This window comes from Halomonas sp. TG39a (genome assembly GCF_000744395.1).
GTDB classification, from domain to species: Bacteria; Pseudomonadota; Gammaproteobacteria; order Pseudomonadales; family Halomonadaceae; genus Vreelandella; species Vreelandella ventosae_B.
Window position 1 is genome coordinate 374,491 of sequence record NZ_JQLV01000001.1, and the last position, 23,880, is coordinate 398,370.

The 23,880-nt window shown below is 55.8% G+C and carries 27 protein-coding genes; 18 read left to right on the forward strand and 9 right to left on the reverse strand.

The window, feature by feature from the left end; translation table 11 throughout:
- The first annotated feature begins 22 nt into the window (after positions 1-22).
- Both U738_RS22815 and U738_RS01735 read left to right on the forward strand, forming a co-directional pair.
- Complete coding sequence (locus tag U738_RS22815; protein WP_081899015.1) at positions 23-241, forward strand: type II toxin-antitoxin system RelE/ParE family toxin; 219 nt, start codon at positions 23-25, stop codon at positions 239-241.
- Between the two features lie 10 nt (positions 242-251).
- Positions 252-539, forward strand: a complete 288-nt coding sequence (locus tag U738_RS01735; RefSeq protein ID WP_035576722.1) for a HigA family addiction module antitoxin — start codon at positions 252-254, stop codon at positions 537-539.
- Positions 540-646: 107 nt separating this feature from the next.
- On the opposite strand, the gene U738_RS01740 is transcribed toward U738_RS01735, so the two are convergent.
- A complete protein-coding gene (locus U738_RS01740; RefSeq protein WP_035576723.1) occupies positions 647-1,069 on the reverse strand; it encodes a hypothetical protein in 423 nt (140 codons plus the stop codon).
- 99 nt (positions 1,070-1,168) lie between these two features.
- On the opposite strand from U738_RS01740, the gene U738_RS01745 reads away from it, so the two are divergent.
- From U738_RS01745 to U738_RS01770, 6 genes are all read left to right on the forward strand, one after another.
- Positions 1,169-1,822 (forward strand): DsbA family oxidoreductase, encoded by a 654-nt coding sequence (locus tag U738_RS01745; protein ID WP_035576724.1) that lies wholly within the window; start codon positions 1,169-1,171, stop codon positions 1,820-1,822.
- Positions 1,823-2,162: 340 nt separating this feature from the next.
- Positions 2,163-2,465 carry a CopG family antitoxin gene (locus U738_RS01755; protein ID WP_035564496.1) on the forward strand — a complete coding sequence of 101 codons (303 nt, stop codon included), beginning with the start codon at positions 2,163-2,165 and terminating at the stop codon, positions 2,463-2,465.
- Between the two features lie 38 nt (positions 2,466-2,503).
- Positions 2,504-2,677, forward strand: coding sequence for a hypothetical protein (locus U738_RS01760; protein ID WP_231896760.1), 174 nt, complete (start codon positions 2,504-2,506; stop codon positions 2,675-2,677).
- A 97-nt stretch (positions 2,678-2,774) separates the two neighbouring features.
- The gene (locus U738_RS23685) at positions 2,775-2,903 is read left to right on the forward strand and encodes a hypothetical protein (protein ID WP_261377662.1); all 129 of its coding nucleotides are present in this window, start codon (positions 2,775-2,777) and stop codon (positions 2,901-2,903) included.
- Positions 2,904-3,119: 216 nt separating this feature from the next.
- On the forward strand, positions 3,120-3,365 hold the full coding sequence (locus U738_RS01765) for a type II toxin-antitoxin system CcdA family antitoxin (protein ID WP_035576725.1): 246 nt from the start codon (positions 3,120-3,122) through the stop codon (positions 3,363-3,365).
- Positions 3,365-3,664: a CcdB family protein gene (locus U738_RS01770; RefSeq protein WP_035576726.1), complete on the forward strand. Its 300-nt coding sequence runs from the start codon at positions 3,365-3,367 to the stop codon at positions 3,662-3,664. The genes U738_RS01765 and U738_RS01770 overlap by 1 nt, the downstream gene beginning before the upstream one ends.
- A 144-nt stretch (positions 3,665-3,808) precedes the next feature.
- On the opposite strand, the gene U738_RS01775 is transcribed toward U738_RS01770, so the two are convergent.
- Positions 3,809-5,005 carry an E22 family MetX-like putative esterase gene (locus U738_RS01775; RefSeq protein ID WP_035576728.1) on the reverse strand — a complete coding sequence of 399 codons (1,197 nt, stop codon included), beginning with the start codon at positions 5,003-5,005 and terminating at the stop codon, positions 3,809-3,811.
- A gap of 362 nt (positions 5,006-5,367) precedes the next feature.
- Here U738_RS01775 and U738_RS01780 point away from each other — a divergent pair, with 362 nt between their 5' ends.
- Together U738_RS01780 and U738_RS01785 are read left to right on the forward strand one after the other, a co-directional pair.
- Positions 5,368-6,282: a cation diffusion facilitator family transporter gene (locus tag U738_RS01780; RefSeq protein ID WP_035576729.1), complete on the forward strand. Its 915-nt coding sequence runs from the start codon at positions 5,368-5,370 to the stop codon at positions 6,280-6,282.
- Positions 6,283-6,385: 103 nt separating this feature from the next.
- Positions 6,386-7,063: a DsbA family protein gene (locus tag U738_RS01785; RefSeq protein WP_035576730.1), complete on the forward strand. Its 678-nt coding sequence runs from the start codon at positions 6,386-6,388 to the stop codon at positions 7,061-7,063.
- Between the two features lie 138 nt (positions 7,064-7,201).
- On the opposite strand, the gene U738_RS01790 is transcribed toward U738_RS01785, so the two are convergent.
- The gene (locus tag U738_RS01790; protein WP_035576731.1) at positions 7,202-8,374 is read right to left on the reverse strand and encodes a UbiH/UbiF/VisC/COQ6 family ubiquinone biosynthesis hydroxylase; all 1,173 of its coding nucleotides are present in this window, start codon (positions 8,372-8,374) and stop codon (positions 7,202-7,204) included.
- A gap of 106 nt (positions 8,375-8,480) precedes the next feature.
- Here U738_RS01790 and U738_RS01795 point away from each other — a divergent pair, with 106 nt between their 5' ends.
- The 5 genes from U738_RS01795 (at position 8,481) to U738_RS01815 (ending at position 13,173) form a co-directional block, all read left to right on the forward strand.
- Entirely contained in the window at positions 8,481-9,347 is an 867-nt protein-coding gene (locus U738_RS01795) for an NAD-dependent protein deacetylase (protein ID WP_035576732.1), read from the forward strand.
- Positions 9,348-9,394: 47 nt separating this feature from the next.
- Positions 9,395-10,858 carry a protein adenylyltransferase SelO gene (locus tag U738_RS01800; protein ID WP_200882479.1) on the forward strand — a complete coding sequence of 488 codons (1,464 nt, stop codon included), beginning with the start codon at positions 9,395-9,397 and terminating at the stop codon, positions 10,856-10,858.
- Positions 10,859-10,910: 52 nt separating this feature from the next.
- Positions 10,911-11,957 (forward strand): DNA polymerase IV, encoded by a 1,047-nt coding sequence (dinB, locus tag U738_RS01805; RefSeq protein WP_035576734.1) that lies wholly within the window; start codon positions 10,911-10,913, stop codon positions 11,955-11,957.
- A gap of 130 nt (positions 11,958-12,087) precedes the next feature.
- Positions 12,088-12,915, forward strand: coding sequence for an alpha/beta fold hydrolase (locus U738_RS01810; protein ID WP_035576736.1), 828 nt, complete (start codon positions 12,088-12,090; stop codon positions 12,913-12,915).
- Positions 12,916-12,924: 9 nt separating this feature from the next.
- Positions 12,925-13,173 carry a YkoF family thiamine/hydroxymethylpyrimidine-binding protein gene (locus tag U738_RS01815; RefSeq protein WP_035576738.1) on the forward strand — a complete coding sequence of 83 codons (249 nt, stop codon included), beginning with the start codon at positions 12,925-12,927 and terminating at the stop codon, positions 13,171-13,173.
- Between the two features lie 48 nt (positions 13,174-13,221).
- Here the strand turns inward: U738_RS01815 and gabT are convergent, their stop codons facing one another.
- The 6 genes from gabT to csiR all read right to left on the reverse strand — a co-directional run bounded on the left by gabT (position 13,222) and on the right by csiR (position 19,881).
- Positions 13,222-14,499 (reverse strand): 4-aminobutyrate--2-oxoglutarate transaminase, encoded by a 1,278-nt coding sequence (gene gabT, locus U738_RS01820; protein WP_035576740.1) that lies wholly within the window; start codon positions 14,497-14,499, stop codon positions 13,222-13,224.
- Positions 14,500-14,556: 57 nt separating this feature from the next.
- The gene (locus tag U738_RS01825; RefSeq protein WP_035576741.1) at positions 14,557-15,495 is read right to left on the reverse strand and encodes a sensor domain-containing diguanylate cyclase; all 939 of its coding nucleotides are present in this window, start codon (positions 15,493-15,495) and stop codon (positions 14,557-14,559) included.
- On the reverse strand, positions 15,482-16,291 hold the full coding sequence (locus U738_RS01830; RefSeq protein ID WP_035576743.1) for an EAL domain-containing protein: 810 nt from the start codon (positions 16,289-16,291) through the stop codon (positions 15,482-15,484). Before U738_RS01830 ends, U738_RS01825 begins: the two co-directional genes overlap by 14 nt.
- Before the next feature lie 280 nt (positions 16,292-16,571).
- Positions 16,572-17,786, reverse strand: a complete 1,215-nt coding sequence (locus tag U738_RS01835) for a CaiB/BaiF CoA transferase family protein (protein WP_035576745.1) — start codon at positions 17,784-17,786, stop codon at positions 16,572-16,574.
- 42 nt (positions 17,787-17,828) lie between these two features.
- Positions 17,829-19,007 carry an acyl-CoA dehydrogenase gene (locus U738_RS01840; RefSeq protein WP_035576748.1) on the reverse strand — a complete coding sequence of 393 codons (1,179 nt, stop codon included), beginning with the start codon at positions 19,005-19,007 and terminating at the stop codon, positions 17,829-17,831.
- A 154-nt stretch (positions 19,008-19,161) separates the two neighbouring features.
- A complete protein-coding gene (csiR, locus tag U738_RS01845) occupies positions 19,162-19,881 on the reverse strand; it encodes a DNA-binding transcriptional regulator CsiR (protein WP_045812169.1) in 720 nt (239 codons plus the stop codon).
- 349 nt (positions 19,882-20,230) lie between these two features.
- Here csiR and U738_RS01850 point away from each other — a divergent pair, with 349 nt between their 5' ends.
- Genes U738_RS01850 through U738_RS01860 form a run of 3 tightly spaced genes read left to right on the forward strand, consistent with a single transcriptional unit; the run spans position 20,231 to position 23,823 of the window.
- Entirely contained in the window at positions 20,231-21,202 is a 972-nt protein-coding gene (locus U738_RS01850; protein WP_035576752.1) for a TAXI family TRAP transporter solute-binding subunit, read from the forward strand.
- Between the two features lie 57 nt (positions 21,203-21,259).
- Complete coding sequence (locus U738_RS01855; RefSeq protein ID WP_035576754.1) at positions 21,260-21,772, forward strand: DUF1850 domain-containing protein; 513 nt, start codon at positions 21,260-21,262, stop codon at positions 21,770-21,772.
- A gap of 32 nt (positions 21,773-21,804) precedes the next feature.
- Positions 21,805-23,823 carry a TRAP transporter permease gene (locus tag U738_RS01860; protein ID WP_035576758.1) on the forward strand — a complete coding sequence of 673 codons (2,019 nt, stop codon included), beginning with the start codon at positions 21,805-21,807 and terminating at the stop codon, positions 23,821-23,823.
- Positions 23,824-23,880: the final 57 nt, after the last annotated feature.

The following is a 23,880-nucleotide window of genomic DNA, read 5'->3' on the forward strand; positions in this document are numbered from 1 at the left end:
GAATTAAGGGCAGAGCAATGAAGTGGGAGAGGCCGCGCATGCAAAGAGGCTTCGGCTTATTCTTGGTCAACTCAATGTAGCGTCAGATGCCAACGATATGGACTTGCCAGGTCTTCGCTTGCACGAACTCCCAGGTAAGCGCTCTGGAATCTGGTCAGTCACGGTTAGTGGTAACTGGCGCGTGACGTTCCGGTTCGAGGACGTAGATGCCGAGATAGTGAATTACGAAGATTACCACTGAGGTACCGACTATGCTGATGCACAATCCTCCCCACCTTGGAGAAGTATTACGCGAGCTTTGCTTGGAGCCCCTTGGTCTTACTGTTACAGCCGCTGTGGAAGCGCTCGGCGTAAGTCGCAAAACGCTCAGTGCTGTGCTGAACGGCAAGGCCGGTATTAGCCCTGAAATGGCGGTGCGGCTTTCTATTGCGTTTGATACCTCTGCGGAAAGCTGGTTGAACCAGCAGTCCCAATACGAGCTTTGGCATGCCGAACAGCATCGCAAAGAGCTTAAAGTAAAGAGGCTGGTTGCCGCTTAAAGCAGCGGTGGTTTAAGTACACCCTGGATTAAGCGGGCCACTTTGCTGAACTACTGGCGGCAGAATAACTGCTTTCATCCACCACCCGTTGAAGCTTGCCGGGCAGGTCAGTCGCGGCAATAGCCTTCACCTGTTGCGACTACCAGGCAGTCTTCCTTTTCCAATAGCCACTTCATGCCGGTGGCTTCGCCGTCGCCCGCACGAAGCAACTGCGGGCCGTCCCCGCGGTTGAAGCGAATGCCCTCGGCGGTGGCCTGCCCTTCGAAGGTCCCGCTTTGATCGGCATCCAGGCCGTACTGCATTTCAAGCAGATAATGGCCGGGGCCTGCAGCCTCGTTCTTGCTGATGTCCAGAAATAGCCCTTCTACGCCTGTCCATCGGCCAACCCATTGATCGGTCTCCGGGTGGTGGGGCTGGTTTTGCTCGGTCGACACATCTGAGTCCGGCGTGCCTGATGCGGCGGTATTGTTGTTTTGAGCACACCCGCTGATCAGTAATAGGGTGCTTAACGCTAACGCTACTTTTTCCATATCTGTCTCCTAATCACTACTGCCGTTACTCACAATATACACGTACCATACTTTCTTTAGTTTGATCGAATTTTGGGATATGTCGAAGGGATATACAAAATGCAAAAGGTAAGAATTGACTTGGTGTCCGATGTAGCCTGCCCGTGGTGCGCGATCGGCTATCGGCGCTTGGAACAAGCGCTAGAAACCCTTGATGGCGAGATCGACGTTGAACTCTTCTGGCAGCCCTTTGAACTCAACCCTGACATGCCGCCTGAGGGCGAGCCGATCCTGGAGCACTTGTGCCGCAAATACGGCAAGGATGCTGCCAGCATGGCGCAGTCCCAGCGTGAGATTATGGCGGTGGCCGAAGAGCTTGGGTTAAATTTTCGTGGCGCCCAGGAGCGTCGAGCGAACAATACGTTCGCTGCCCACCGCGTGCTTGCGTGGGCTGCAACGCAGAACCTAGAGACGCCCCTGCAATTGGCACTGTTTGATGCCTACTTTGGTGAGGCGAAAAACCCTTCAGACCCAGAGGTTCTACGCGAGAAGGCCATTGAGGTCGGGCTTGACGGCGACGCCGCTGAGGCCATCGCCCGCTCCGATCAGTACGCGGATGAAGTGCGCGCGGCAGAGCAGCGATTCATGGAGGCAGGGGTAAACGCCGTACCGGCGCTTATTCTCGATGGACGCTACCTGGTCTCGGGCGCCCAGCCCGCCGACGTGTTGGTCGATGCGCTTCGTCAGGTGGCCGAGGAAAACGCTAGCCGCTAATGTCCCTGTTCCACTATGCTTCGCGCTAGCAAGATGCCAATAGGCACATGCTTGCTACACTCATCCCATGAAGCAAACTAACTGGAATCCTGAAAAAGCCAGCAGTTGATGAGCGAGCGTGGCGTCTCCTTCGAAGATGTCCTGTTTGCTCTTCAGTCAGGTGGCTTGCTTGATGATGGGCCTCATCCAAACAGGGATAGGTATCCGAATCAGCGGCTGTTTGTGATTCGAATTGATGGTTACGCTTGGCTGGTACCGTACGTCGAGAATGAGAGAGAAATTTTTCTCAAAACGATTATTCCCAGTCGCAAGGCCACCAAGAAATTTCTAGGAGGGCAATATGGCTAGGACTAAATTAGAGCCTGAAGAGCAAGAGTTGCTTGAGGCATATGATTCCGAGGAGTTTGAATCGGATCTGAATGCTGATCGTCGGGAATATCTCACGAAGGCAGCGGAAGAAACGTTCAAGAAAGACAAGCGGATCAATATCCGTATTTCCAGTCGGGATCTTGAGGCGCTTCAGCGCCGAGCGTTGGAAGAGGGTCTGCCATACCAATCTCTGGTCTCTAGTGTTCTGCACAAGTATGTTTCCGGTGGTCTCAAGGACATTTCTGCTCACAAATCAGGGCAGCGGAGACGTTAGCGCAATCCAGCCTATTTGGGAGATCCAAAACGAGTAGGTTGAATAAAGAAGAGCAGGATATTCTGGACGCATTCGATGCGGCAGAATTGCAACGAGCGACAGATGTTAATGACAGAAACGCAAGGCATCAGCAGTATGCTGAGGCGATGCTCAAGAAAGATGCCAGCATTCTTCATAAATATGTGGAAGGACGCTTGCATGAGGCTCGGTAGTTAATTCGCCTATACATTGAGTCAGAGCGCTGGCTCTCTCAAAGCCAGCGCTCAAGCCCTTGCTTCAAAAACTCTCAACGTATCGCTGGCTTGATCGATGGAAACAACACCATCCAAGTGGCCTCGATTGCCTTCCTGGGTTACCGGTGCCGCCCACTTCAATCAGAGCAGTAATGCGGGCGGCGGCAATGCCATGCAGGGGTTGCTCAGTAGGCGTTTCGCCTGAGCGCATGGGAAACGGCAGGATGTTAAAACCTTCTACCTTCTACCTTCTTCAGTATAAAGAAGGCGAAGCTAGCCCGAGCAAAAAGGCAGCCAGACTATCCAGTTTAATGAAGTATGGCTGATCCACGAGGTAGCTCTGAACTTGGCGCCGCGCAACATTGATGTGCTATAAATATGCGCATATATTAAGTGCATCGTTATGTGCGAGGAGTGCATCATGCAAGCCGCCGAAGTTCCCAAATCCCTACGCAAGCCGACGAACCTATCGCTAGATAGTGCCCTTCTAAAAGAGGCCAAAGCGCTGGGAATCAATGTTTCACGATCAGCAGAGGCAGGGATTGCGGAGGCGGTAAAACTGCATAAGCAGAAGCAGTGGTTGGAGGATAATGCCACAGCCCTTGCAAGCTCGAATGCATACGTTGACGCGAATGGATTGCCTCTTGCACGGCACCGTCAGTTCTAATGGCCCGTTTCGATATCTTTGAAAACAAGGGTGGAGATGGCTATCTGCTGGATGTTCAGACAGATCTTCTCAGTGGCTTGAACACTCGAGTGGTCGTGCCACTGCTGCCCAAATCCTCGGCACCGTCTCCTGCTCAAAGGCTAAACCCGGTGTTCAACATTCAGGGCCAAGAGGTTGTCATGGCGACTCAGTACATGGCTGCTGTGCCTGAAAGCGAATTGCGTTTTATTGCGGGTAGCCTTGCTGAGCAGCAAGACGAAATTTCTGCGGCATTGGATATGCTGTTTTTGGGATTTTAAGGTTGAGCTTGTAGGTATTTCACCGATTGCGTCGTATTGGCCGCACTTGAGCTGCTCTGCAATGAATGCATTAAAATGTTGGCAAAAAAAGCAGCGCTGGTGTGATAAACGCTGGCTTTAGTCTAAAAGCCAGCGCTCCCCCCCTTACCTCAAAAACGCCCGCAACGTATCACTCGCTTGATTGATGGAAACAACACCATCCAAGTGGCCTCGGTTGCCTTCCAGGGTTTCAAGCGTCACGTCGGTGCCATCTGCTTCAATCAACTCTGCGGTGCCGCGCACGCCTTCGGGGGCGAAGACGAGATCGTTTTCGCTGTATAGCATCAGTGTTGGTGCTTCGATAGCGGCAAGTCCTTCCTCTAGTGAATCGCCGTGGCCTGCCATAAAGGTTTGGTTGGCGCGCACCAGGTAGAGCAGGTGGTTGGCATCGGAGGTGGCGGCACGGGCGGCGGCGATGTCATCCAGGGTTTGCTCAATCGCGTAGCGGGCGTTGATATCTTTAGCCGGGTCGCGTTCTTCATCGGCCCAGTCGCGGTTAAAGGTTTCGTTGGCCCATTGCCAGTGGTTGGCGTTGAGAGTGACCAGTTTCAGTGCTTCTTTTAGGCCGTCGGTGGGCGGCTCGCCGTCGTAGTAGTTACCCTCGTTCCAGTTGGCATCCAGCCGAATCGGCGCGGCCCAGGCGCTTAGCGTGGCCAGCAGCCAGGGGTCGGCAACGCCGCCGCCGATCACTGAGATTAAGCGCTCGACTCGGTCAGGGTAGGCGCTGGCCCACTCGATGGCCTGTAGCGCGCCCATTGAGGCACCCATCACCGCATGCAGTGATTCAATCCCTTGGCTCTCTAACAGCTCGCGCTGTACCTCGACAAAGTCGCGGATGGTGACGACCGGGAAGTCCATCCCCCAGGGCTCGCCGGTATCGGGGTTGATGGAAGCGGGCCCGGTGGTGGTGACATTAGGGTCATTGGCACCGAGGTTGACCAGGGTATCCGAGGAGATGATGTAGTACTCATCGGTATCCAGTGGTTTGCCAGGGCCAATGATGGCATCCCAGTAGCCGGTCGGCTGCCCATCTTCCTCATAGCGGCCAGCCGCATGGCTGGTGCCTGAGAAGAAGTGGGTGATTAGAATGACGTTATCGCGGGCGTCATTGAGCTCGCCGTAGGCTTCCCAGCCCACGGTGACCTCGGGAATGGTCATGCCCCCTTGGGTCGTGAAGTTTTCCATCTCGAAGGTCTGTTTTTCGATCACGCCATCCCAGGCCATTACCGATGAAGAGGCCACTAGGCTGATACCGATCACGGCCGAGGCAGTGAGCAGAGGGTGCCGTTGTATAAGCGCCATAAGCGATCCTTAGATGAGAGGTTATTGTGGTTGTTATTGGCGACAGTGAGCCGCTGCCTTCTCAGCGTAGTCGGTTCTAGCGCATTTTAAACGGATTCGCTGCCCCCTCGTAAATGTGGTGCGATGTGATTGAGGCGCTTGCCTATAGGTATCACGTAGTGGCACCGGATTTACCCACCTTTGCCAATCTAACCAAGACGATCAATCAATTTGCGGAGCAGTTGCAGCTCGATCGCTACGCCAGTATCTAGGCAAGCGTTACCCCACCGGAGCGGTGCAAATAGACAATACTCAAGGGTTGAAGCTTTAGTGGCTAGAGGTTTTATAGTGAAGGGAATGAATAATCCAAATGAGGTTAACAGATGGGACATCATCATGATCATGCCCACATTGATCCGGCCTCTGGCGACCGGCGTGTCAGCATTTCAATTTGGGCCAATGGTCTGTTAACCATCGCCCAAATCGTCGGTGGCATTCTGTCGGGAAGCCTATCGCTTATCGCTGATGCGCTGCATAATTTTTCTGACATGGCAGCGCTCGTCATTGCCTTTGCCGCCCGCAAAATCGCAAGACGACCCGCCGATGCGCACATGACCTTTGGTTATGGCCGCATCGAGATAGTGGCAGCACTCATTAACTACACCACGCTCATTATCGTCGGCGTCTATCTGATTTACGAAGGTGCTATGCGCATGATCCATCCCCCTGAGATACAGGGTTGGATCATCGTTATCATTGGTGGGGTCGCGCTTGTCATCGATGCACTTACCGCCATGCTCACTTGGTCGATGCAAAAAGAGAGTGTCAATATACGCGCTCTGTTTCTGCACAACTTATCGGATGCGTTTGCCTCCATCGCCGTGATTATCGGCGGCTCACTGATTTTGCTGTACGACATGCGTTGGGTAGATCCCGCCATTACGATAGGGATTGCGCTGTATATTCTTTACCTTGCCTTCTCAGAAATTGGTGGCCCTATCCGCACGCTGATGCTGGGATCTCCGCCTGACATTGACGGGCAAGGCGTCATTGAAACCGTACGAAGCATCGAGGGTGTCCAGGATATTCATCATGTGCACCTGTGGCAGATGCAGGAAAATGCGGCCGCCCTTGATTGCCACGTGGTCATGACGGAAGCAGGTTGGCAGCGGCTTGAATCAGTGAAAGCAGCGATCAAAGATCAGCTAAAAAAGCGCTTCAACATTGTCCATTCCAGCTTGGAGTTTGAGCATGTTGATCACGCGCATCAGGATGCCAACCTTTATGGGCATGAGTAACAGGCCAAAGCACGCTCGTTTAGATGTCTATTTACCATTTGGCTTCATGTCGTAGCGTCCCGACCTAGCTTTTTAACTACACCTTTGAAACAGAGAGAGAAAAATGTTCAAAAAAACGTCTTTTATGCTTGCGGGTACGTTGATGCTAACGGCTGCCATCGTGATGGTATCAAAACCTGCACTCTTGGATATGCAAGCTGAGGCGGCCAGTGAGAATGGTGCCCAGGCCGAGAGTTCCTTGGTGCGTTCACACTCCCCAATCCTGGGGCAAGCAGACGCGCCAGTGACGATTGTTGAGTTTTTAGACCCGGCCTGCGAAGCCTGCCGCGCCTTCTATCCACTTACCAAACGTATTCTGGAAACCTATCCGGAAAAAGTACGGCTAATCGTGCGCTACACGCCTTTCCACGGCGACGTATCTGATAAGGCCATTCGTGTGTTGGAAGTCGCGCGTCGTCAGGGGGTGTTCGAACCGGTACTGGAGGCACTGCTGGCTCGCCAGGAGCAGTGGGCATCTCATGGCAGTTTTGATGAATCCGCTATCCTGGAAATCGCCAGCGAAGCGGGTCTTGATCGAGCGGCTGCCGAGGAACAACTTACCTCTGCTGACGTACAGGCGGTGATCGACCAAGACATGGCGGATGTCAGAGCAAACCAGATTCGCCAAACACCGACTTTTTTCATCAATGGCGAACCTTTAGACCCCTTTGGTATGCAAGCGCTGATTGATGCCGTAGAGAGACATGTACAGGCGACCTCTGAAGCAGAGGATGGCCAGTGATGCAGCGCCTGTGGCTTCGCCGTCACCCGGGCGGAGAAGCTGTGGGCCGTCCTCGCGGCTGAAGCTAATGCCATCGTCGGTTGTTTGGCCTACCGTTTTGGCAGTATGCATGTAAAGCGGTGTCGGCCCAAACGAGACTCAGCGCATTTTAAACGGATTCAGCCCGTTGGCTTGCTGCATCATCATGCGCTTGGCGAACGGGAAGCGCTCAGCAACCTGCAGGCTTAAATCGCCCAGTTGGCGCAGCGGCTTGGCACCGGTAAATAGATGATGAAACGTATCGGTGGCGGCGATCATCGCTTGGTTAGCCGCGCGGCGCTGGCACTCAAAGCGGAGTAGGTTGACATAGTCACCTGGGTCGCGGCCTTGGATAATGATTTCAGCAAGGGTGTCGGCGTCGTGCAGGCCGATATTTAACCCCTGGCCTGCCAGCGGGTGCACCACATGGGCGGCATCGCCAATGAGTGCCAGACGCTTGCCGATGTAGCGCTGGGCGTGTTGGCGTTTGATGGGGAAGCTGGCCCGGGCGACGATGCGGATAAGGTTGCCCAGGCGTTTAGGGAAGGCCATTTCGATGGCAGCTTTAAGCGCGTCATCGTCAAGCTGTTCACGGGCTTGGGTGGTTTTATCTGTGTCATACCACACCAAGGAAGCGCGATGGCCGGGTAACGGCAGCATGGCAATGGGGCCAGTGGGGGTGAAGACCTGCCAACTGACATCCTGCTGGGGCAGCTCGGTTTCCACGTTAATGATCATCGCCCGCTGATGGTAGTCGTGGCTACTAACGTTGATCCCCGCTAGCTCACGTAGGGTCGATTGCGCGCCGTCGGCGCCGACGATCAAACGGGCGCTTAGGGTTTTGCCATTATCCAGCTCCAGCAGGCGGCCAGTGCTTGAGGTGATCGTACTTAACGGCGCGCATTGGGTGTAGCAGGTGACGCTGGGCAGCTGTTCTAGCCGTTGCCATAGCGCGTACTGCAACGTGCGGTTTTCGATAAAGATGCCGAAGTCATCCATGCCGCTATCTTCAGCGGAAAACAGCGAGTGGCCGGTACCGTCCTGGTTGGAAACATCGATATGCCGAAAAGGGCAGCAACGCTCCTCAGGTAAAGCCGTGCCGCTGGCCTTAACAAAGGCTAACGAGCGCGCATTCAGCGAGGAAATACGCAGGTCATAGTCACCGCTAGGGGGAGTAGGGGCATCGCCGTGTTCCACCAACCCCACGGAGAAGCCCGCATGACCCACGCGGGCCGCCATGGCGGCGCCCACCATGCCGCCACCGACAATAATAATGTCATGATCGTGCTGCATAAGAGTATCTCCTGGGTGCACAATAACCGTTAAAGGGCGCGTTGCATGGCCCGCTGTTGCTATACAGTATCGTTGAGTTTGAGCCACATTGCCTAGAGGTGAACGATTGACGCAGGCCGTGGAAATTGCAGAAAGCGTTGCCCAGGCGGGCGAGGAACTGGCTGATTTTATTCAGCGGCACCCAAAACTGTGGGTGATTACCGGTGCCGGTGTGAGTACCGACAGCGGTATTCCCGATTATCGCGATGCGGATGGCCAGTGGAAGCGGCCACCCCCAGTGCAGCATGGCGACTTCATGAGTTCTCATCACGTTCGCCAGCGCTACTGGGCCCGCGCGCTGATCGGTTTTAGCGCCATGCGCGAAGCCCAAGCCAGCGGCGCCCACCGCGCGTTGGCCGCGCTGGAGTCCCAGGGTTATATCCAGCAGTTGGTGACTCAAAACGTTGACCGCCTACATCAGCGCGCCGGTTCCCGCCGGGTGATCGACCTCCATGGTCGAGCGGACATGGTGAAGTGCATGGTGTGCGACTATCAAATGATGCGCCACGCCATGCATGCCGAAATGGCGTGTATGAATCCAACCTTTACTGGTTTGCAGGCGGGGCACGCTCCGGATGGCGATGCTGACCTGGAAACTGACTTCAGCACCTTTCGTATTTTCGACTGCCCGCGCTGCAGCGGCATCCTGAAGCCTGACGTAGTGTTTTACGGCGATGTGGTGCCTGCCGAACGGCGGCTGGCAGCGCAGGTAGCATTAGCCGAGTCGGAGGCGGTGCTGGCTGTGGGCACGTCGTTGATGGTGTTTTCCGGCTACCGTTTCTGCCGTGCCGCCCATGAGCGGGGCATCCCGCTAGCATCGCTCTCCCTCGGCGTCACCCGGGCAGATGCGCTATTGACCCACCAGTGGCGGGCGCCGTTGACGCCGGTGCTCGAGCAGGCTGTGAGCTGTTTGCAGCGGCGTTTACTTGACTAAAGTGCTAGGGTATTAGGTAGATATCGCCATCAATAGCGGAGCCTATCGTGCTGCCATTCGAACATCTCTATTCCACCTTGCCTGAACCCCTTTGGGTCGCCACCCAAGCAACGCCGGTGGCCAGCCCGGAGCTGATTGCGTTCAATGCGCCGCTTGCCCATGAGCTAGGGGCCAAAGAGATACCTGACTCTACAACGCTTGCCGATTGGTTTAGCGGTAACCAGCCCATGCCGGATGCCAAGCCGGGCGCTTTAGGTTACGCCGGGCATCAGTTCGGCAACTTTGTGCCGCAACTGGGCGATGGCCGTGCGCTGCTGCTGGGCGAAGTGATCGATCAGAATGGCGTTCGCCGCGATGTGCAGCTAAAAGGCAGCGGCCGCACGCCGTTTTCCCGCGGTGGCGATGGCCGTTCGCCGTTAGGGCCGGTGCTGCGTGAGTACTTGGTCAGCGAGTTTATGGCCGCGATGGGCATTCCCACCACCCGCGCTCTGGCCGCGGTGACCAGCGGCGAGCGGGTGGTGCGGCAGATGGCAGAGCCCGGAGCGGTGTTTACCCGCGTGGCCAGCAGTCATGTTCGAGTAGGCACTTTTCAGTTTGCCGCTGCGCAACGGGATGAAGCATTGCTCAAAGCCCTGGTAGATCATGTGATTGCGCGCCATTACCCGGATGCCGCCAACGCAGAAGATCCCTATATGGCGCTGCTGGAAGCGGTGGTAGACCGCCAGGCGGTGTTGATTGCCCGCTGGATCAGCGTTGGCTTTATCCACGGCGTGATGAATACCGATAACTGCAGCATCGCCGGTGAAACCATCGATTACGGCCCCTGCGCCTTTATGGAGCAGTTCGACCCGCAGAAGGTGTACAGCTCCATCGATCAAGGCCGCCGCTACGCCTTTGCCAACCAGCCAGCGATCGCCCAGTGGAATCTGGCCCGCTTTGCCGAAACGCTGCTGCCGTTAATGCGTGAGGAAGGCGACGCGTTGGTGGAGCAGGCCACTGCTGCCATCCGCCGCTTTGAGCCATTGTTCAGCGCCGAACAGCACCGCCTGCACGCCGATAAACTTGGCCTTGCAGCAGACAGCGATCAGGCAGTGCCGCTGATGGAAGCGCTGGAAAGCCATATGCATCAGGGGCGGATGGATATGACCGCTACCTTCGACGCGCTGACCCAGTACGCCGCCTCGCCGGGCGCTGAGGGGCGTGACGCGCTGCTGGCGCTGACTACCCAGCCGAATGAGCTAGCTGCGTGGCTGGATACTTGGCAGCAAGCGCAGGTGGCCAATCAAGATGTCGAGCGCTTTACTGCCATGCGAAGCGCCAACCCGGTGATTATTCCCCGCAACCACCGGGTTCAAGAGGTCATTGATGCCGCTTACGACGGTGATTTTGCGCCTTTCCATACCCTTCTCGCGGTGGTGACCAAGCCGTTTGATGAGTCGGTTGAGGCGCGTCGTTTGGCAGCGCCTGCGACGGAAAATGAGCAGGTGCTAAGAACCTTCTGCGGCACATAAAAAGCTAATCCCTGTGATAAACTGTGATTTTTTACAGGTAAAAGGGTAGCCAGTGCGCAAAATCATTCACTGCGACTGTGATTGCTTTTACGCCGCCGTGGAAATGCGTGATAACCCTGCGCTGCGGGATATCCCCATTGCCATTGGCGGCAGCGTCGAGCAGCGCGGGGTGGTCGCTACTTGTAACTACCCTGCTCGTGAGTTTGGAATTCATTCGGCAATGCCCATGGGGCAAGCGCTTAAGCGTTGCCCGCATCTCACCGTGATTCGCGGCGATATGGCCAAATACAAAGTGGTCGCCCGGCAGGTCTTCGCCATTTATCGCGATGTGACTGAACTGATTGAACCGCTCTCCCTGGATGAGGCCTTCCTGGATGTCTCGGAGGTCACCCAGCATCACGGCAGCGCGACACTCATGGCCGAAGCGATCCGCGAACGGGTCAGCCGCGAAGTGGGAATCACCGTTTCGGCGGGCGTAGCGCCCAACAAGTTTCTGGCCAAAATTGCCAGCGACTGGAACAAACCTGACGGCCTGTGCGTGATTACGCCGGATAAGGTCGATAGCTTCGTACAACAGTTGCCGGTCAAGAAAATCCACGGGGTAGGGCCCCGCACGGCTGAGAAACTGGCGGGGCTGGATATTCACACCTGCGCTGACCTGCGTACCCGCACGCTAACCGACCTGGTCGAGCACTTTGGCCGTTTTGGGCGGCGGCTGCATGAGCTGAGTTGGGGGCGCGACGAACGCCCGGTAAAAACCCACCGGGAGCGTAAGTCGATTAGTACCGAGCAAACCTATTCTCAGGATCTACCCACCCTGGATGCCTGCCGTAGAGAGCTACCGGCGCTGATCGAGGATTTAGAGCGTCGCTACGCTCGGCTTGATCCGCCCTTGGCGGTGCGCGGGCTAATCGTCAAAGTGAAGTTTAGCGATTTTACCCAAACCACCGTCGAGCACGCCGACCCAGCGCCCAACCTTGAACAGTTTGAAACCTTGCTTAACGTTGGTTGGGCCAGGGGCGAGCGTCCCGTGCGTCTGCTTGGCGTGGGGTATCGGCTGGCGGAAAACAGCCAAGAACACCAGCTGTCGCTGTTTTAATTAGCCTGTTAATCCTTTTGTCGATTGACGCTCATGCAGGAGCGCGTTAAAACAGATGTATGATAGGCGGCGTAAATAATCATGTTTCACACTAGCTGTCTTCCTGCCTTTTTAACGCGCGAGCCTTGCCATGTCTGCTAATGCTGCCCAACGTCCCCGTTTAGTGTTTGCCCATGCCAATGGTTTTCCGGGCTTAAGCTATCGCAGCCTGCTGAACCCACTGGCAGAGACCTTTGATCTGCATCCTCTGGATCGCCTGGGTCACCACCCTGACTACCCCGTTAATCATAACTGGGGCAACTTGGTGGATGAGCTGCTGAGCTACCTACCCGAGACGAATACGCCGCTGCTGGGCGTGGGGCACTCATTGGGTGGCACCTTAATGGCCATGGCCGCTGATAAACAGCCTGAGCGCTTCTGCGGGGTGATCATGCTCGACCCGCCGTTGATGCTGGGCACCGATGCCTGGGCGATGAAAGCCGCCAAGCGGTTTGGTTTTGTTGATCGGGTCACACCTGCGGGTAAAACCTTGGGACGGCGCACTGTTTGGCCGAGTCGCGAAGCGATGGCGAGTTCGCTGGGAAGGAGGGGGCTATTTCGCCGCTTTACCCCCGAGGCACTCAACGACTACATTGAAGCAGGGACGCGCTTACTAGATGACGGCAGTGCTGAACTGACCTTTGACCCGAGTATTGAGGTGGAAATTTTCCGCCATCTGCCCGATCACCTTTCGCGCCTGCCCCAGCGGTTGGGCGTACCGCTTGAACTGGTAGCAGGCAAAGAGTCCCACCTGCTGACCGCTTCACGGATAAAACGCTTGAAGCGTAAAGGGTTAACGGTGAGCGAGGTTCCCGGTACGCATATGTTCCCCATGGAGCATCCGGATGAGACACGTGCCGCTATTTTGGCTGCCTGGCAGCGCTTAGCGAACGCTAGTCGGTCTTCAAACACAGCGTAAGGAGGCGTTATGTATCTTTCCGTACAGCTTAGCTACTACCCACTGGCCGATGGCTTCAAGCCGGTGGTCAAAGAGGTGGTGAAACGCCTTGAGGCAACGGGATTGGAAGTACACCCGAATCGCATGAGTACCCAGGTGTTTGGCGAGTTCGACGAAGTAATGGCAGCGTTAAGCGATGTGATGAAGTGGTCGTTTGAGACCCATGGCAAAGCGGTCTTTACGGCTAACTTTCTAGAAGGCGATCGCCGACCTCGTTAAACCAAAACGCCGCCCGATTGGGCGGCGTTTGTTTCGGTTCAAATGGTGTTACACCAGTGAATCCAGGCAGGACTCAATAATATCCAGGCCTTCATTGAGCACGTCATCTTGGATGGTGACGGGCATCAGGAAGCGGATGGTGTTGCCGTACATGCCGCAGGAAAGCAGGATCAAACCCTCTTCGCGGGCTTTCTTGCACAGCGCGGCAGCTAGCTCTGGGTTAGGTGTGTGGTCGGCTTTGTTCGACACCAGCTCAAAGGCAGCCATGGCGCCCATGTTGCGCACGTGGTCGATGCAATCAAACTTGTCTGCCCACACGTTGAAGCGCTTGGCCAGCTTGTCGCCCAGGGCCTGGCTCTTCTCCAGAATGTTCTCTTCTTCAAACACTTCCATGACCGCTAGCGCCGCCGCACAGGCGGTGGGGCTACCGGTGTAGGTGCCGCCCAACGAGTTAGGGCCTGAAGCGTCCATCACCTTGTCAGTACCCACAATGGCGGAGATCGGCATGCCGTCGGCCATGCTCTTGGCCATGGTCATAATGTCCGGCTCAACGCCGCTATGCTCGATGGCAAACATTTTGCCGGTACGGCCAAAGCCCGACTGCACTTCATCGATGATCATCAAAATGCCGTGCTCATCGCAGATCTCGCGGATCTTGGTCAGGAAGCTGGTAGAGGCTGGGTAGAAACCGCCTTCACCGAGTACCGGCTCGAGTACGATGGCTGCGGTATCCTTGGGGTTGGCATCGGTTTTCAGCGTCATCTTCAGGCCGCGAATGGCTTCGTCTTCGCTAACGCCGTGGTAAGGCACCGGGTAGGGGGCACGGAAAACGGTGCCCGGCATGGGGCCGAAGTCGCTCTGGTAAGGGGCTACCTTGCCGTTCATGGCCATGGTGAAGAAGGTACGGCCGTGGTAGCCGCCGTCAAAGCAGATAACGTTAGAACGGCCAGTAGCGGCGCGGGCGATCTTGACCGCATTTTCCAGCGCTTCCGCACCCGAGTTGGCCAGCATGACTTTGGCATGGCCACGCACCGGTACGATGTGGCTGAGCTTTTCCGCGACTTTCACGTAGCCTTCATAAGGCATGACCGTTTGGCAGGTGTGCATCAGCTTATCGAGCTGGGCTTTTACCGCCGCGACCACTTTAGGGTGACGGTGTCCTACGTTGAGTACGCCAATGCCGCCCGCAAAGTCGATAAAGCGGTTGCCGTCCGCGTCCCAGATTTCAGCGTTTTCAGCGTGGTCGGCGAACGCCGTTGCAGGGCTTGCGGCGCCAGCAGCGACGTATTTATGTTTCAGCTCGTTCAGTTCGGCATTGCTGCTCATGGCTTACTTCCTAATTGATGAGGGAGGATCTTTCAGCATAGTGCTTAATAGCTTTGATTACATTGATGACGAGGCAATGACAACACGATTGCGCCCCGTTTGTTTAGCTTGATACATAGCTTTATCGGCACGATCAAGTAGCCGTGTGCCCGAAGCTTCAACGTAGCTGGCAATCCCCGATGAGAGCGTCACCGTTAATTGATGCTCGCTAAAGGTTTGTTGCGCGACGCTTTTACGCACACGCTCCATTCCCTGATAGGCCTCTTCGGCGTTCACGCCCGGCATAATGATCAAAAACTCTTCACCACCCAGGCGGATGTGTAAATCGGTGTCGCGCAGTACGCTGCTCACTAAGGTAGTGATCTGCTGTAGAACGCTATCGCCCGTGCTGTGTCCATAGGTATCGTTAATCGCTTTAAAGTCGTCCAGATCATACATGGCGATACTAAACGGTGTGCTATATCGCTCGCAGCGCTTGATCTCTTCCTCTAAACGCTGCAAACCCGCACGGCGATTGAGCAGCTCGGTGAGTTCATCGTGGTGGGCAAGATGATCCAGGCGTTCATTGGCCTGCTTTAGCCGCTCTTCGAGCTGCTTGCGCTGGGTAATATCGATAACAAAAGTGACTTTGCGCAGCTCGCCATCGTCAGCTTCAATGCGCGCAGCTTCGGCAATAATGGTACGTAATTCACCGTTTCTGTTGATGACATCCCACTCTTGGCGCAGTTCGTGGTTTTCGCTGCCTTGAATAAACTCATCGTGTAACGCCGACAAAATAGCCCGGTTCGCTTCTGGCACCATCATGGTGAAGTGCTGGCCTAAAAGCTCATCGGGCCGATAACCATAAAACTCACAGTAGGCGGGATTGACCATTTCAAAGTGGCCAGAAGGCGTCGTGATACAGATCCCGATGGGGGACGCTTTGATCACGTTTTCAGTATTGCGCTTTGAGCGGTTAAAAAGCTGATAGAGCTTATCAGGGCTAATCTCTTTCATTCACCGCTCCTGAACTGCTTTCTAGTTCACTTTTTAACCCCATTAATAGCGGGGTGATATGAGTACACAAAGAATTAATCGCGGGTTTCGCAAAATAGAAACCCTGCTGGCGAACAACCCCGGCGCGGGCCAGCCATAAAGCTTCACCGCGGGTCTCCACACCTTCTGCAATGAGCGTCATATCAAGCTCTTGGGCGAGTAAGATGATCGCGTTTAACAGCGCTTGGCGGCGAAAATCGCTGTCGCAATGCATCACCAGTTCACGGTCGATTTTAAGCTTATCAGGGGTCAATTCGGTAAGTAAGTCCAGGTTGGCGTACCCATTACCAAAGTCGTCAAGCGCCGTTTTGAAGCCCATGGAGCGGTACGCATCAATAATATTGCATAGATGTTGCCGGTCACGGACGCGCTCGGTTTCGGTGATTTCAAAAATAAGCCGATGGGTGGGCCAGCCCACGCGTTTGGAAACGTCTAACGTTGCCTGTATACACGCTTCTGGTTCATAAACGGCGTTGGGCAAGAAGTTGATCGAGAGATCGGTTGGCATATCCAGTGCGCTGGCCATCTCTATTGCTTTCACCCGGCAGGCTTGATCAAAACGGTAGAGCAGATCGTCGGTAACTTGGGCAATCACACTCCCGGCGGATTCGCCTTGGGTCCCACGCACCAACGCTTCGTAGGTGACGATTCGAGCCAGCGATAAATCCACGATGGGCTGAAAGGCCATGGTGAACTCAAAGGGCAAATCGCCTTCACAGCGTTTGCAGTGGCCATTGACGCGTGCGCACTGGCTCATAGCGGCTCCTGGAGATGGGGATCGTATGTTGCTGTTAACGCCATAGCATTAGCAAGCATAATGCCTAAAGCCTACGCCGAAGCATTCAACGGAAGTTAGCCTAGATCTTGATGCATGTTTTGTATAGGTATTGTATAGATATTTATTGTAAAGTGCTAGCCAATGGCTCTCCAACTGTAGGCTCGCACCGCCGGTCGGTACTAACGGCAAAAAAAGGCGCCAGGTGAGGCGCTCAAGAGGGAAAAGCGTAACGCATTGATGCGATGGAAAGTCGATGCTATTAAATGATGCCCGCTAAGCGAAGCGCAGTGCGTTGCTCCAAGCTAATACCGAGTTCTTCCAGCACGCTTTCTGTGTGCTGGCCTAAGTGGGGGGGCGCCGTGGTGGCACTCATCTGGGCGCCGTTAAAACGGATTGGATTAGCGACCAGATCCACTTGGCCCGCTTGGTCATGAGGCAGGGTCTGCTTAAGTCCACGGGCTTTCACATGGGGGTCGTCAAACACCCGATCTAGCGTATTAATCGGCCCACAGGGCACGCCCACCGCCTCAAAGGCGGCCAGCCAATGGTCGGTGCTGTGCTGCGCCAATGCTGCTTCCAACTGGGGTGCCAGCAGGGCGCGGTGGTTGACTCGGGCGCCGTTGGTGGCAAAGCGTGGGTCTTCGGCCAAAGCGGGGAGTGAAAGCACGTTACAGCAACGCTTGAACTGCTCGTCATTGCCCACAGCCATGATCATATGGCCGTCCTGGGTGGCAAACGCTTGGTAAGGCACGATATTAGGGTGGGCGTTACCCAGCCGCTGGGGCACATTGCCCGAGGTGAGGTAATTCAGTGCCTGATTGGCAAGCACGCCCACCTGAACATCCATAAGCGCCATATCAATATGGCAGCCCTCACCGCTGTCGCGGCGCTGGTAAAGCGCTGCCAGCACTGCATTGGCGGCATACAGTCCGGTGAAGATATCGGTAAACGCGACGCCGCTTTTTACCGGGCCGCCGCCGGGCTCGTCGTCAGGCTTGCCGGTCAGGCTCATGATCCCGCCCATGGCTTGGATCATAAAGTCGTAACCGGCGCGATGAGCGTAGGGGCTCTCCTGGCCAAAGCCGGTGATGGAGCAGTAAATCAGCCTGGGGTTTAACGCCTTTAAGCTGGCGTAATCCAGGCCGTAGCGCTTCAGGCCACCGACTTTAAAGTTCTCTATCAGCACGTCTGATTGAGCGACCAACTGTTTAATCACCGCTTGGCCTTCGGGCTTGGCCATATCGACGGTGACCGAGCGTTTGCCCCGATTAGCGCACAGGTAATACGCTGATTCTTCGCTGCCCGCGAGCCACGGAGGCCCCCAGTGGCGAGTGTCATCGCCACTACCGGGTCGCTCGACCTTAATCACGTCCGCCCCCATGTCCGCAAGCATTTGTCCGCACCAAGGCCCGGCCAGCACCCGGGAAATATCGAGTACTTTAATACCGGCCAGTGGTTTGGTTAGCTCGCTCATAGAGGCTCCATTAATAAGTGACAAGTGGTCAAGATGCGGTGATTAAAAGAACGACTGAATACCGGTCTGCGCGCGACCCAGAATCAGCGCGTGCACATCATGGGTGCCTTCGTAGGTATTCACCGACTCCAGGTTGACCATATGGCGAATCACGCCGTACTCATCAGAAACGCCGTTGCCACCGTGCATATCCCGGGACTGGCGAGCGATATCCAGCGCTTTACCGCAGTTGTTGCGCTTGATCAGCGAAACCATTTCCGGTGCCCAGTTGCCGCTATCCATCAGGCGGCCCACCTGCAACGCGGCCTGCAGGCCAAGGGTGATCTCGGTCTGCATATCGGCAAGTTTTTTCTGGATCAACTGGTTGGCAGCCAACGGGCGGCCAAACTGCTTGCGGTCGAGGGTATATTGACGCGCCGCGTGCCAGCAGAACTCCGCAGTGCCCATCACACCCCAGGCGATGCCGTAGCGCGCCTTATTTAAGCAGCCAAACGGGCCTTTCAGACCGCTGACGTTGGGCAGCAGGTTCTCTTCGGGAACGAAGGCGTTGTCCAGCACGATTTCGCCGGTAATCGACGCGCGTAGCGAGACCTTGCCTTCGATTTTCGGCGTGGTGAAGCCTTCAGTGCCGCGCTCAACAATAAAGCCTTTAATCTGGTTGTCGTGGGCCGCTGACTTTGCCCAAACCACCGCGATATCGGCAATCGGACTGTTGGTGATCCACATTTTGGCGCCGGTCAGGCGGTAGCCGCCGTCGACTTTTTCTGCACGGGTAATCATATTGCCGGGGTCAGAGCCGTGATCGGGCTCGGTCAAACCAAAACAGCCGACCATTTCGCCGCTGGCAAGCTTGGGCAGGAACTTCTGCTTCTGCTCTTCGGAGCCGTAGGTCTCTATGGGGTACATCACCAGCGACGACTGTACGCTCATGGCGGAACGATAGCCGGAGTCAACGCGCTCTACTTCGCGGGCAATCAAACCGTAAGCGACGTGGTTAACGCCTGCGCCGCCGTACTCGGGGGAAACGGTGGCGCCGAGTAGGCCAAGCTCACCCATTTCGGTCATGATCTCGCGGTCAAAGCGCTCTTCACGGAAGGCGGTTAGTACGCGGGGCTGAAGGTTTTCCTGGCAGTAGTCGTAGGCCGCATCACGAATCTGGCGCTCTTCATCGGTGAGCTGCTGTTCCAGCAGTAGCGGGTCGTCCCAGTTAAAGTGTGTCATGGCGTGGAGTCCTCGATTTATTTGTTCGATCGGTTGTATAGAGAACCGATAGCGATGGATTGGTTGCAAAGTAGTCTACGGCCAATGTATCGCCGTTTTTTTAAAATATCTACATTTTTTTAAAACGCAGAATTTAATTTTTGCGACGCAGCGCTTAACTGATGCCACGATCCTTAAGGACGCGGGTAATAATCGGCACCGGGGTCATCAAGTGGTCGCGCATCAGCGTGTCGGCTTCAGCGGTGTCGCGAGCCAGAATGACATCGACCAGCGCGGCGTGCTCCTGACGCTTGAGCTCCAACGCCTGGGGCGACATTACGGTTTCCTGCAGCCATAGGTGGCGGTAGCGCTCTACCTGATCAAACAGGGTGTTGCGCATTTGTAGCAGGTGAGGGGAGTTGCAGCCGCTGGCGATGGCGGTATGGAAGGCTTTATGGCGCTGATCCCAAAGGTCGAGCAGGTCGTCGGGGGTATTGATGTCGGTGACCTTGGCCAGGCGATGGGCGGTGGCCAGCACGGTGGCTTCCCAGTCGTCGTCGCCGCGCTCAATAGCCAACCTCAGGATCAGCCCTTCAAGCTGGGCCCGGGCGTCGTAAATATCGTTTAGTTCGGCCAGCGACATTGGCGCCACCCGGTAGCCGCGCTGGCTAATGGCCACGACTAAACGATCAGCGACCAGCTGTGAGAGCGCTTCCCGGAGCGGCCCGGTGCTGGCGCCGTACTGCTCTTTCAGGTGGCTCATTAGCAGCTTTTGTTCAGGGGCGTAGCGGCCACGAATAATGTCATGTTTGAGTTGGCGGTAAGCGCTGATGGCGAGATTTTGCCGCGGTGCGTCTTTCTCCCTACTATTTTCTTCTTTAAAACCGGGCTCCATAGCAGTGTGGCTCCTATCCTGAATCAATAACAAAGGGGGTGGCGGAAAATTAACGGCCATTATCAATAAATATTAACAATTTGGCATAGGGTAAGACATTTATGCAGGATTTCGTTATTTTAAACCGCTTAGGAAGCTAGCTCGGCCTTACCTGTTATGCCGCCATTGTTGAACACGTAAAGGGGCCGCTGCGCTGATAACGCCCTATTAGCATCTAACGCATTAGCCGTGCTAACTTCTCTTCCACCGCTTCTGGTTGCTAGTTGATGGCGATCAGAAGCAGGGGGATTCAACACTTCCTTTATCGTCAACCATACCTATAAGTCCAAGCAGGACGGAGGAAACGCTCATGCGAACTCTACGCTCTCTATACACCACAGCCGCTGCTGCATCTATGCTCGCGGTCGCGCTCCCGGCAAGCGCCCAACAGCTTTCTATCGCCACTGGTGGTACTGGCGGCGTTTACTATCCAATCGGCGGTGGTTTTGCCGAAATGATCAACAACCATATCGAAGGCGCTCAAGCGACCGCCGAAGTCACCGGTGCCTCGGTTGAGAACATGGGCCTGATCATGCGCGGCGATGCGGATCTTGCCCTGGCACTGGCTGATACGGTCTATCAAGCCTACAACGGCACGGATGACTTTGAAGGTCGTCAGGTTGAAAACATCCGCGCGCTCGCCTCGGTTTACCCCAACGCGGTTCAGCTGGTGACGCTGGCCGAGTCGGATATCGAAACGATTGCTGACCTTGAAGGCAAGCGCGTTTCCGTCGGTGCGCCGGGTAGCGGTACCGAGCTAAACGCCCGCGCTTTGCTGGAAGCCAATGGCATCAGCTATGAGGACTTCACTCCCCAGCGCCTTAACTTCAACGAAACCGCTGATGCGATTCGCGATGGTGATATCGACGCCGGTTTTTGGAGCGTTGGGCCGCCTACCAGCTCGATTCTCAACCTGGCCGCGACCCGCGATATTCGCCTGATTAGCCTATCTGATGAAGAAGTAGCCAACGCTCAGGCAGAAGAGGAAGTCTTCGCTCCCTACGAGCTTGCCGCCGGTATGTATGACGGTATGGATGAAGCTGTACAGACCATTGGTATCCCCAACGTTCTCGTTGTTAACTCTGAGATGGATGAAGAGCTGGCTTACCAGTTGACCCAACTGCTGTTCGAAAATACTGACGAGCTGATTGCGGTTCACCCGGCGGCGAACGACACCACCGTTGAGTTCACCATGGACTCTACTCCGGTGCCGTTACACCCCGGTGCACTGCGCTACTTCGAAGAAGTGGGTGCCGAAATCCCGGATCGTCTACGTCCGTAACCACTCTCCGTCACTACTACAGTCCGTAACTACCACAGGACATTGAAGGATATTGTCATGCAGTGGCAGCAACGACTGGTGGCGCTACTCATTGCATGTTGTCCATTCGCCGAAGTGGGGGCTTCCCCCGCTTCGGCGTCGGCGTTTATGCGCTTAGCCGTGGTGACCGAACAAGGCGACGCCTTGGTGGATGAAACGGTGCCTGCGGGCGGTCGCTGGTGTATTAAGTGGCAACACTCTGTTGAACACTTTACGGTACTGGACTGCTATCGCAATGCGGCGGGTGTCATGCAGTTGGAGCGTAGCCATCAACCCGACTTTGCCGCTGGGCTTGGGCATATCTTTGGTCGTGGTGAACAGGTCTCCGACGGTGAGGGCGGCTACTGGATTAATGCGATTAACGAGCCTGTCGCCAATAACCGTTATGTGTTGAGGGTCGGTTCTCCTGCCGTCAACCATCGCGTAGTGTGGCCAGACGGTGAGCATGCGCCGGTGAGCCTAAGTGAACACGCCGCTGGGCAACGCGTGACCATTCAGCTAATAGCCCCTCACGCACCCCTGCGTGAATAAAAACGACATTAGTTAACGCTTCCGAGGACTTCATGAGCGAATCCAAGCAACCGTCGAGCGTGGTGCCGGGCGGTAATGTGATTCAACCCCGCATGGTGCTGTGGTCGATCACCATTGTGGCGGTGGGTCTTTCCCTGTTCCAACTCTATTCAGCCGGTATACAGCCCTTGGGGCTTTTTTATCAGCGCAGCATTCACCTCGCATTGATCATGATACTGGCGTTTTTAATGTTTCCAGCCTTTGGCCCCACCCGTAAGCGTGGTGTATTGGGCTGGGGGCTTGATCTGGTGTTTTTTGCCGGTGCGGTGCTGACCGGTGGTTATTTAGTGCTCAACCTGGATGAGATCTTTAGCCGTGCGGGGTTCTGGAATGACACCGATATTCTGGTTGCCTGTATTGCCACGGTGACCGTTCTGGAAGCTAGCCGCCGCGCGGTGGGGTTTGGGATGACCGTGATCGGCCTACTGGCCATTGTCTACGCCTTTGCCGGGCCGCGGGGTGAGCTGCCGTGGCTGGGTGAGTGGATGCCGGGCATTCTGGAGCACCGTGGCTACACCATTGACCGGGTGGCCGGTCAGCTCTACCTGGGGCAAGAGGGCATCTTTGGCCTGCCGCTGGGCGTCGCGGCGACCTACATCTTTATCTTTGTGCTATTCGGTGCTTTTTTGGAGTGTACCGGGGCGGGCAAGTTCTTTATCGATATGGCCTACGCAGCGACTGGCCGTCAGCGCGGCGGGCCCGCCAAAGCGGCGGTATTAGCCTCGGCGGGCATGGGCTCGATTTCCGGCAGCGCGATTGCCAATGTGGTCACCACCGGTGCCTTTACCATTCCGTTGATGAAAAAACTTGGCTACAAAGCCAAGCAGGCAGGTGGCATCGAAGCCGCGGCCTCGACCGGCGGGCAGATTATGCCGCCGCTGATGGGCGCCGGGGCGTTCTTGATCGCTGAGTATACCAATACGCCGTACCTGGATATCGTCAAAGTCAGCATTCTGCCGGCGATTATGTATTTCGCCACGGTCTATCTGTTCGTCCATATCATTGCGCTTAAGCAAGGTATGCAGGGCCTGCCCAAAGACGAGTTGCCCCAGATGCGTCAGGTTATGAAAGATGGCTGGCACTTCCTGCTGCCGCTGGCCGTGCTGGTGTGGCTGTTGGCGATGAGCATGTCGCCGATGCGGGTTGGCTACTACGCAGTTGTCACCATTTTGGCAGTGGCAGTATTGCGCTATGTGCTGTGGTTCTTCTTTGTAGCGCCTCGGCAGGGGCAGCCGGTGACCGCATCGGCCGTCAAAGACGTGGTGCGCGCTGGTTTTGCCAAGCTGATCGAGGGCTTGGAACTCGGTGCTCGCAACGCGGTAGCGGTTTCCATGGCCTGTGCGGTAGCTGGGATTATTGTTGGCGTGGTGGGGTTGACCGGTTTAGGGCTTAAGTTCTCTTCCATGATGCTGGCTTTCTCCGGTGGCAACCTGGTGTTGGCGCTGGTGATGGTGCTGTTGGCAAGCCTGGTGCTGGGGATGGGGCTTCCCGTTACCGCCAGCTATATCGTGCTCATCGTACTCGTGGGACCGGCACTTACCGCTGAATTCGGTGTGCCGCTACTGGTCGCGCACCTGGTGGTGTTCTGGTACTCCCAGGACTCTAATGTGACGCCGCCCATCGCCTTGGCAGGCTTTGCCGGGGCGGCGATTGCAGGCAGTAAACCGATGGAAACCAGTTTCCAGGCGTGGAAATTTGCTAAAGGCCTCTACTTAATTCCGCTGTTTATGGTCTTCAATCCCGAAATCATTATTGGTGGCCCTGTGCCGGTGGTGATCTGGAACGGGGTGATTGCGATTCTGGCATTAGGTGCCTTTGCTGCGGCGCTGGAGGGCTATCTGTTTACCAAAATGTCGTGGCTACCGCGCATCGCGATTACCGCCGCGATTTTTGGCGTGTTCTACCCCAACCTGATGACTGAAATTGCCGGGGTAGTGGTTATGATCGTCGCTATTGGCGCTAACTGGCTGGCCAGTAAGCGCGAAACGCCGGCGACACCCGTTAGTGGTTAAACGTTAGGCGACCCTACATACAGACCCAAAGGTAGCCAGTAACAGAAAAGGCCCGGA

What these genes read in the sequence shown, in the direction of transcription:
- gabT (WP_035576740.1), bottom strand. Translation starts at nt 14,499, where the DNA reads ATGAGCAGCAATGCCGAACTGAACGAGCTGAAACATAAATACGTCGCT.
- U738_RS01765 (WP_035576725.1), top strand. Translation starts at nt 3,120, where the DNA reads ATGCAAGCCGCCGAAGTTCCCAAATCCCTACGCAAGCCGACGAACCTA.
- csiR (WP_045812169.1), bottom strand. Translation starts at nt 19,881, where the DNA reads ATGGAGCCCGGTTTTAAAGAAGAAAATAGTAGGGAGAAAGACGCACCG.
- U738_RS01840 (WP_035576748.1), bottom strand. Translation starts at nt 19,007, where the DNA reads ATGACACACTTTAACTGGGACGACCCGCTACTGCTGGAACAGCAGCTC.
- U738_RS01830 (WP_035576743.1), bottom strand. Translation starts at nt 16,291, where the DNA reads ATGAGCCAGTGCGCACGCGTCAATGGCCACTGCAAACGCTGTGAAGGC.
- U738_RS01780 (WP_035576729.1), top strand. Translation starts at nt 5,368, where the DNA reads ATGGGACATCATCATGATCATGCCCACATTGATCCGGCCTCTGGCGAC.
- U738_RS01745 (WP_035576724.1), top strand. Translation starts at nt 1,169, where the DNA reads ATGCAAAAGGTAAGAATTGACTTGGTGTCCGATGTAGCCTGCCCGTGG.
- U738_RS01855 (WP_035576754.1), top strand. Translation starts at nt 21,260, where the DNA reads ATGCAGTGGCAGCAACGACTGGTGGCGCTACTCATTGCATGTTGTCCA.
- U738_RS01755 (WP_035564496.1), top strand. Translation starts at nt 2,163, where the DNA reads ATGGCTAGGACTAAATTAGAGCCTGAAGAGCAAGAGTTGCTTGAGGCA.
- U738_RS01835 (WP_035576745.1), bottom strand. Translation starts at nt 17,786, where the DNA reads ATGAGCGAGCTAACCAAACCACTGGCCGGTATTAAAGTACTCGATATT.
- U738_RS01810 (WP_035576736.1), top strand. Translation starts at nt 12,088, where the DNA reads ATGTCTGCTAATGCTGCCCAACGTCCCCGTTTAGTGTTTGCCCATGCC.
- U738_RS01860 (WP_035576758.1), top strand. Translation starts at nt 21,805, where the DNA reads ATGAGCGAATCCAAGCAACCGTCGAGCGTGGTGCCGGGCGGTAATGTG.
- U738_RS01770 (WP_035576726.1), top strand. Translation starts at nt 3,365, where the DNA reads ATGGCCCGTTTCGATATCTTTGAAAACAAGGGTGGAGATGGCTATCTG.
- U738_RS01790 (WP_035576731.1), bottom strand. Translation starts at nt 8,374, where the DNA reads ATGCAGCACGATCATGACATTATTATTGTCGGTGGCGGCATGGTGGGC.
- U738_RS01740 (WP_035576723.1), bottom strand. Translation starts at nt 1,069, where the DNA reads ATGGAAAAAGTAGCGTTAGCGTTAAGCACCCTATTACTGATCAGCGGG.
- U738_RS01785 (WP_035576730.1), top strand. Translation starts at nt 6,386, where the DNA reads ATGTTCAAAAAAACGTCTTTTATGCTTGCGGGTACGTTGATGCTAACG.
- U738_RS01815 (WP_035576738.1), top strand. Translation starts at nt 12,925, where the DNA reads ATGTATCTTTCCGTACAGCTTAGCTACTACCCACTGGCCGATGGCTTC.
- U738_RS23685 (WP_261377662.1), top strand. Translation starts at nt 2,775, where the DNA reads ATGGAAACAACACCATCCAAGTGGCCTCGATTGCCTTCCTGGGTTACC.
- U738_RS01825 (WP_035576741.1), bottom strand. Translation starts at nt 15,495, where the DNA reads ATGAAAGAGATTAGCCCTGATAAGCTCTATCAGCTTTTTAACCGCTCA.
- U738_RS01735 (WP_035576722.1), top strand. Translation starts at nt 252, where the DNA reads ATGCTGATGCACAATCCTCCCCACCTTGGAGAAGTATTACGCGAGCTT.
- U738_RS01775 (WP_035576728.1), bottom strand. Translation starts at nt 5,005, where the DNA reads ATGGCGCTTATACAACGGCACCCTCTGCTCACTGCCTCGGCCGTGATC.
- U738_RS01850 (WP_035576752.1), top strand. Translation starts at nt 20,231, where the DNA reads ATGCGAACTCTACGCTCTCTATACACCACAGCCGCTGCTGCATCTATG.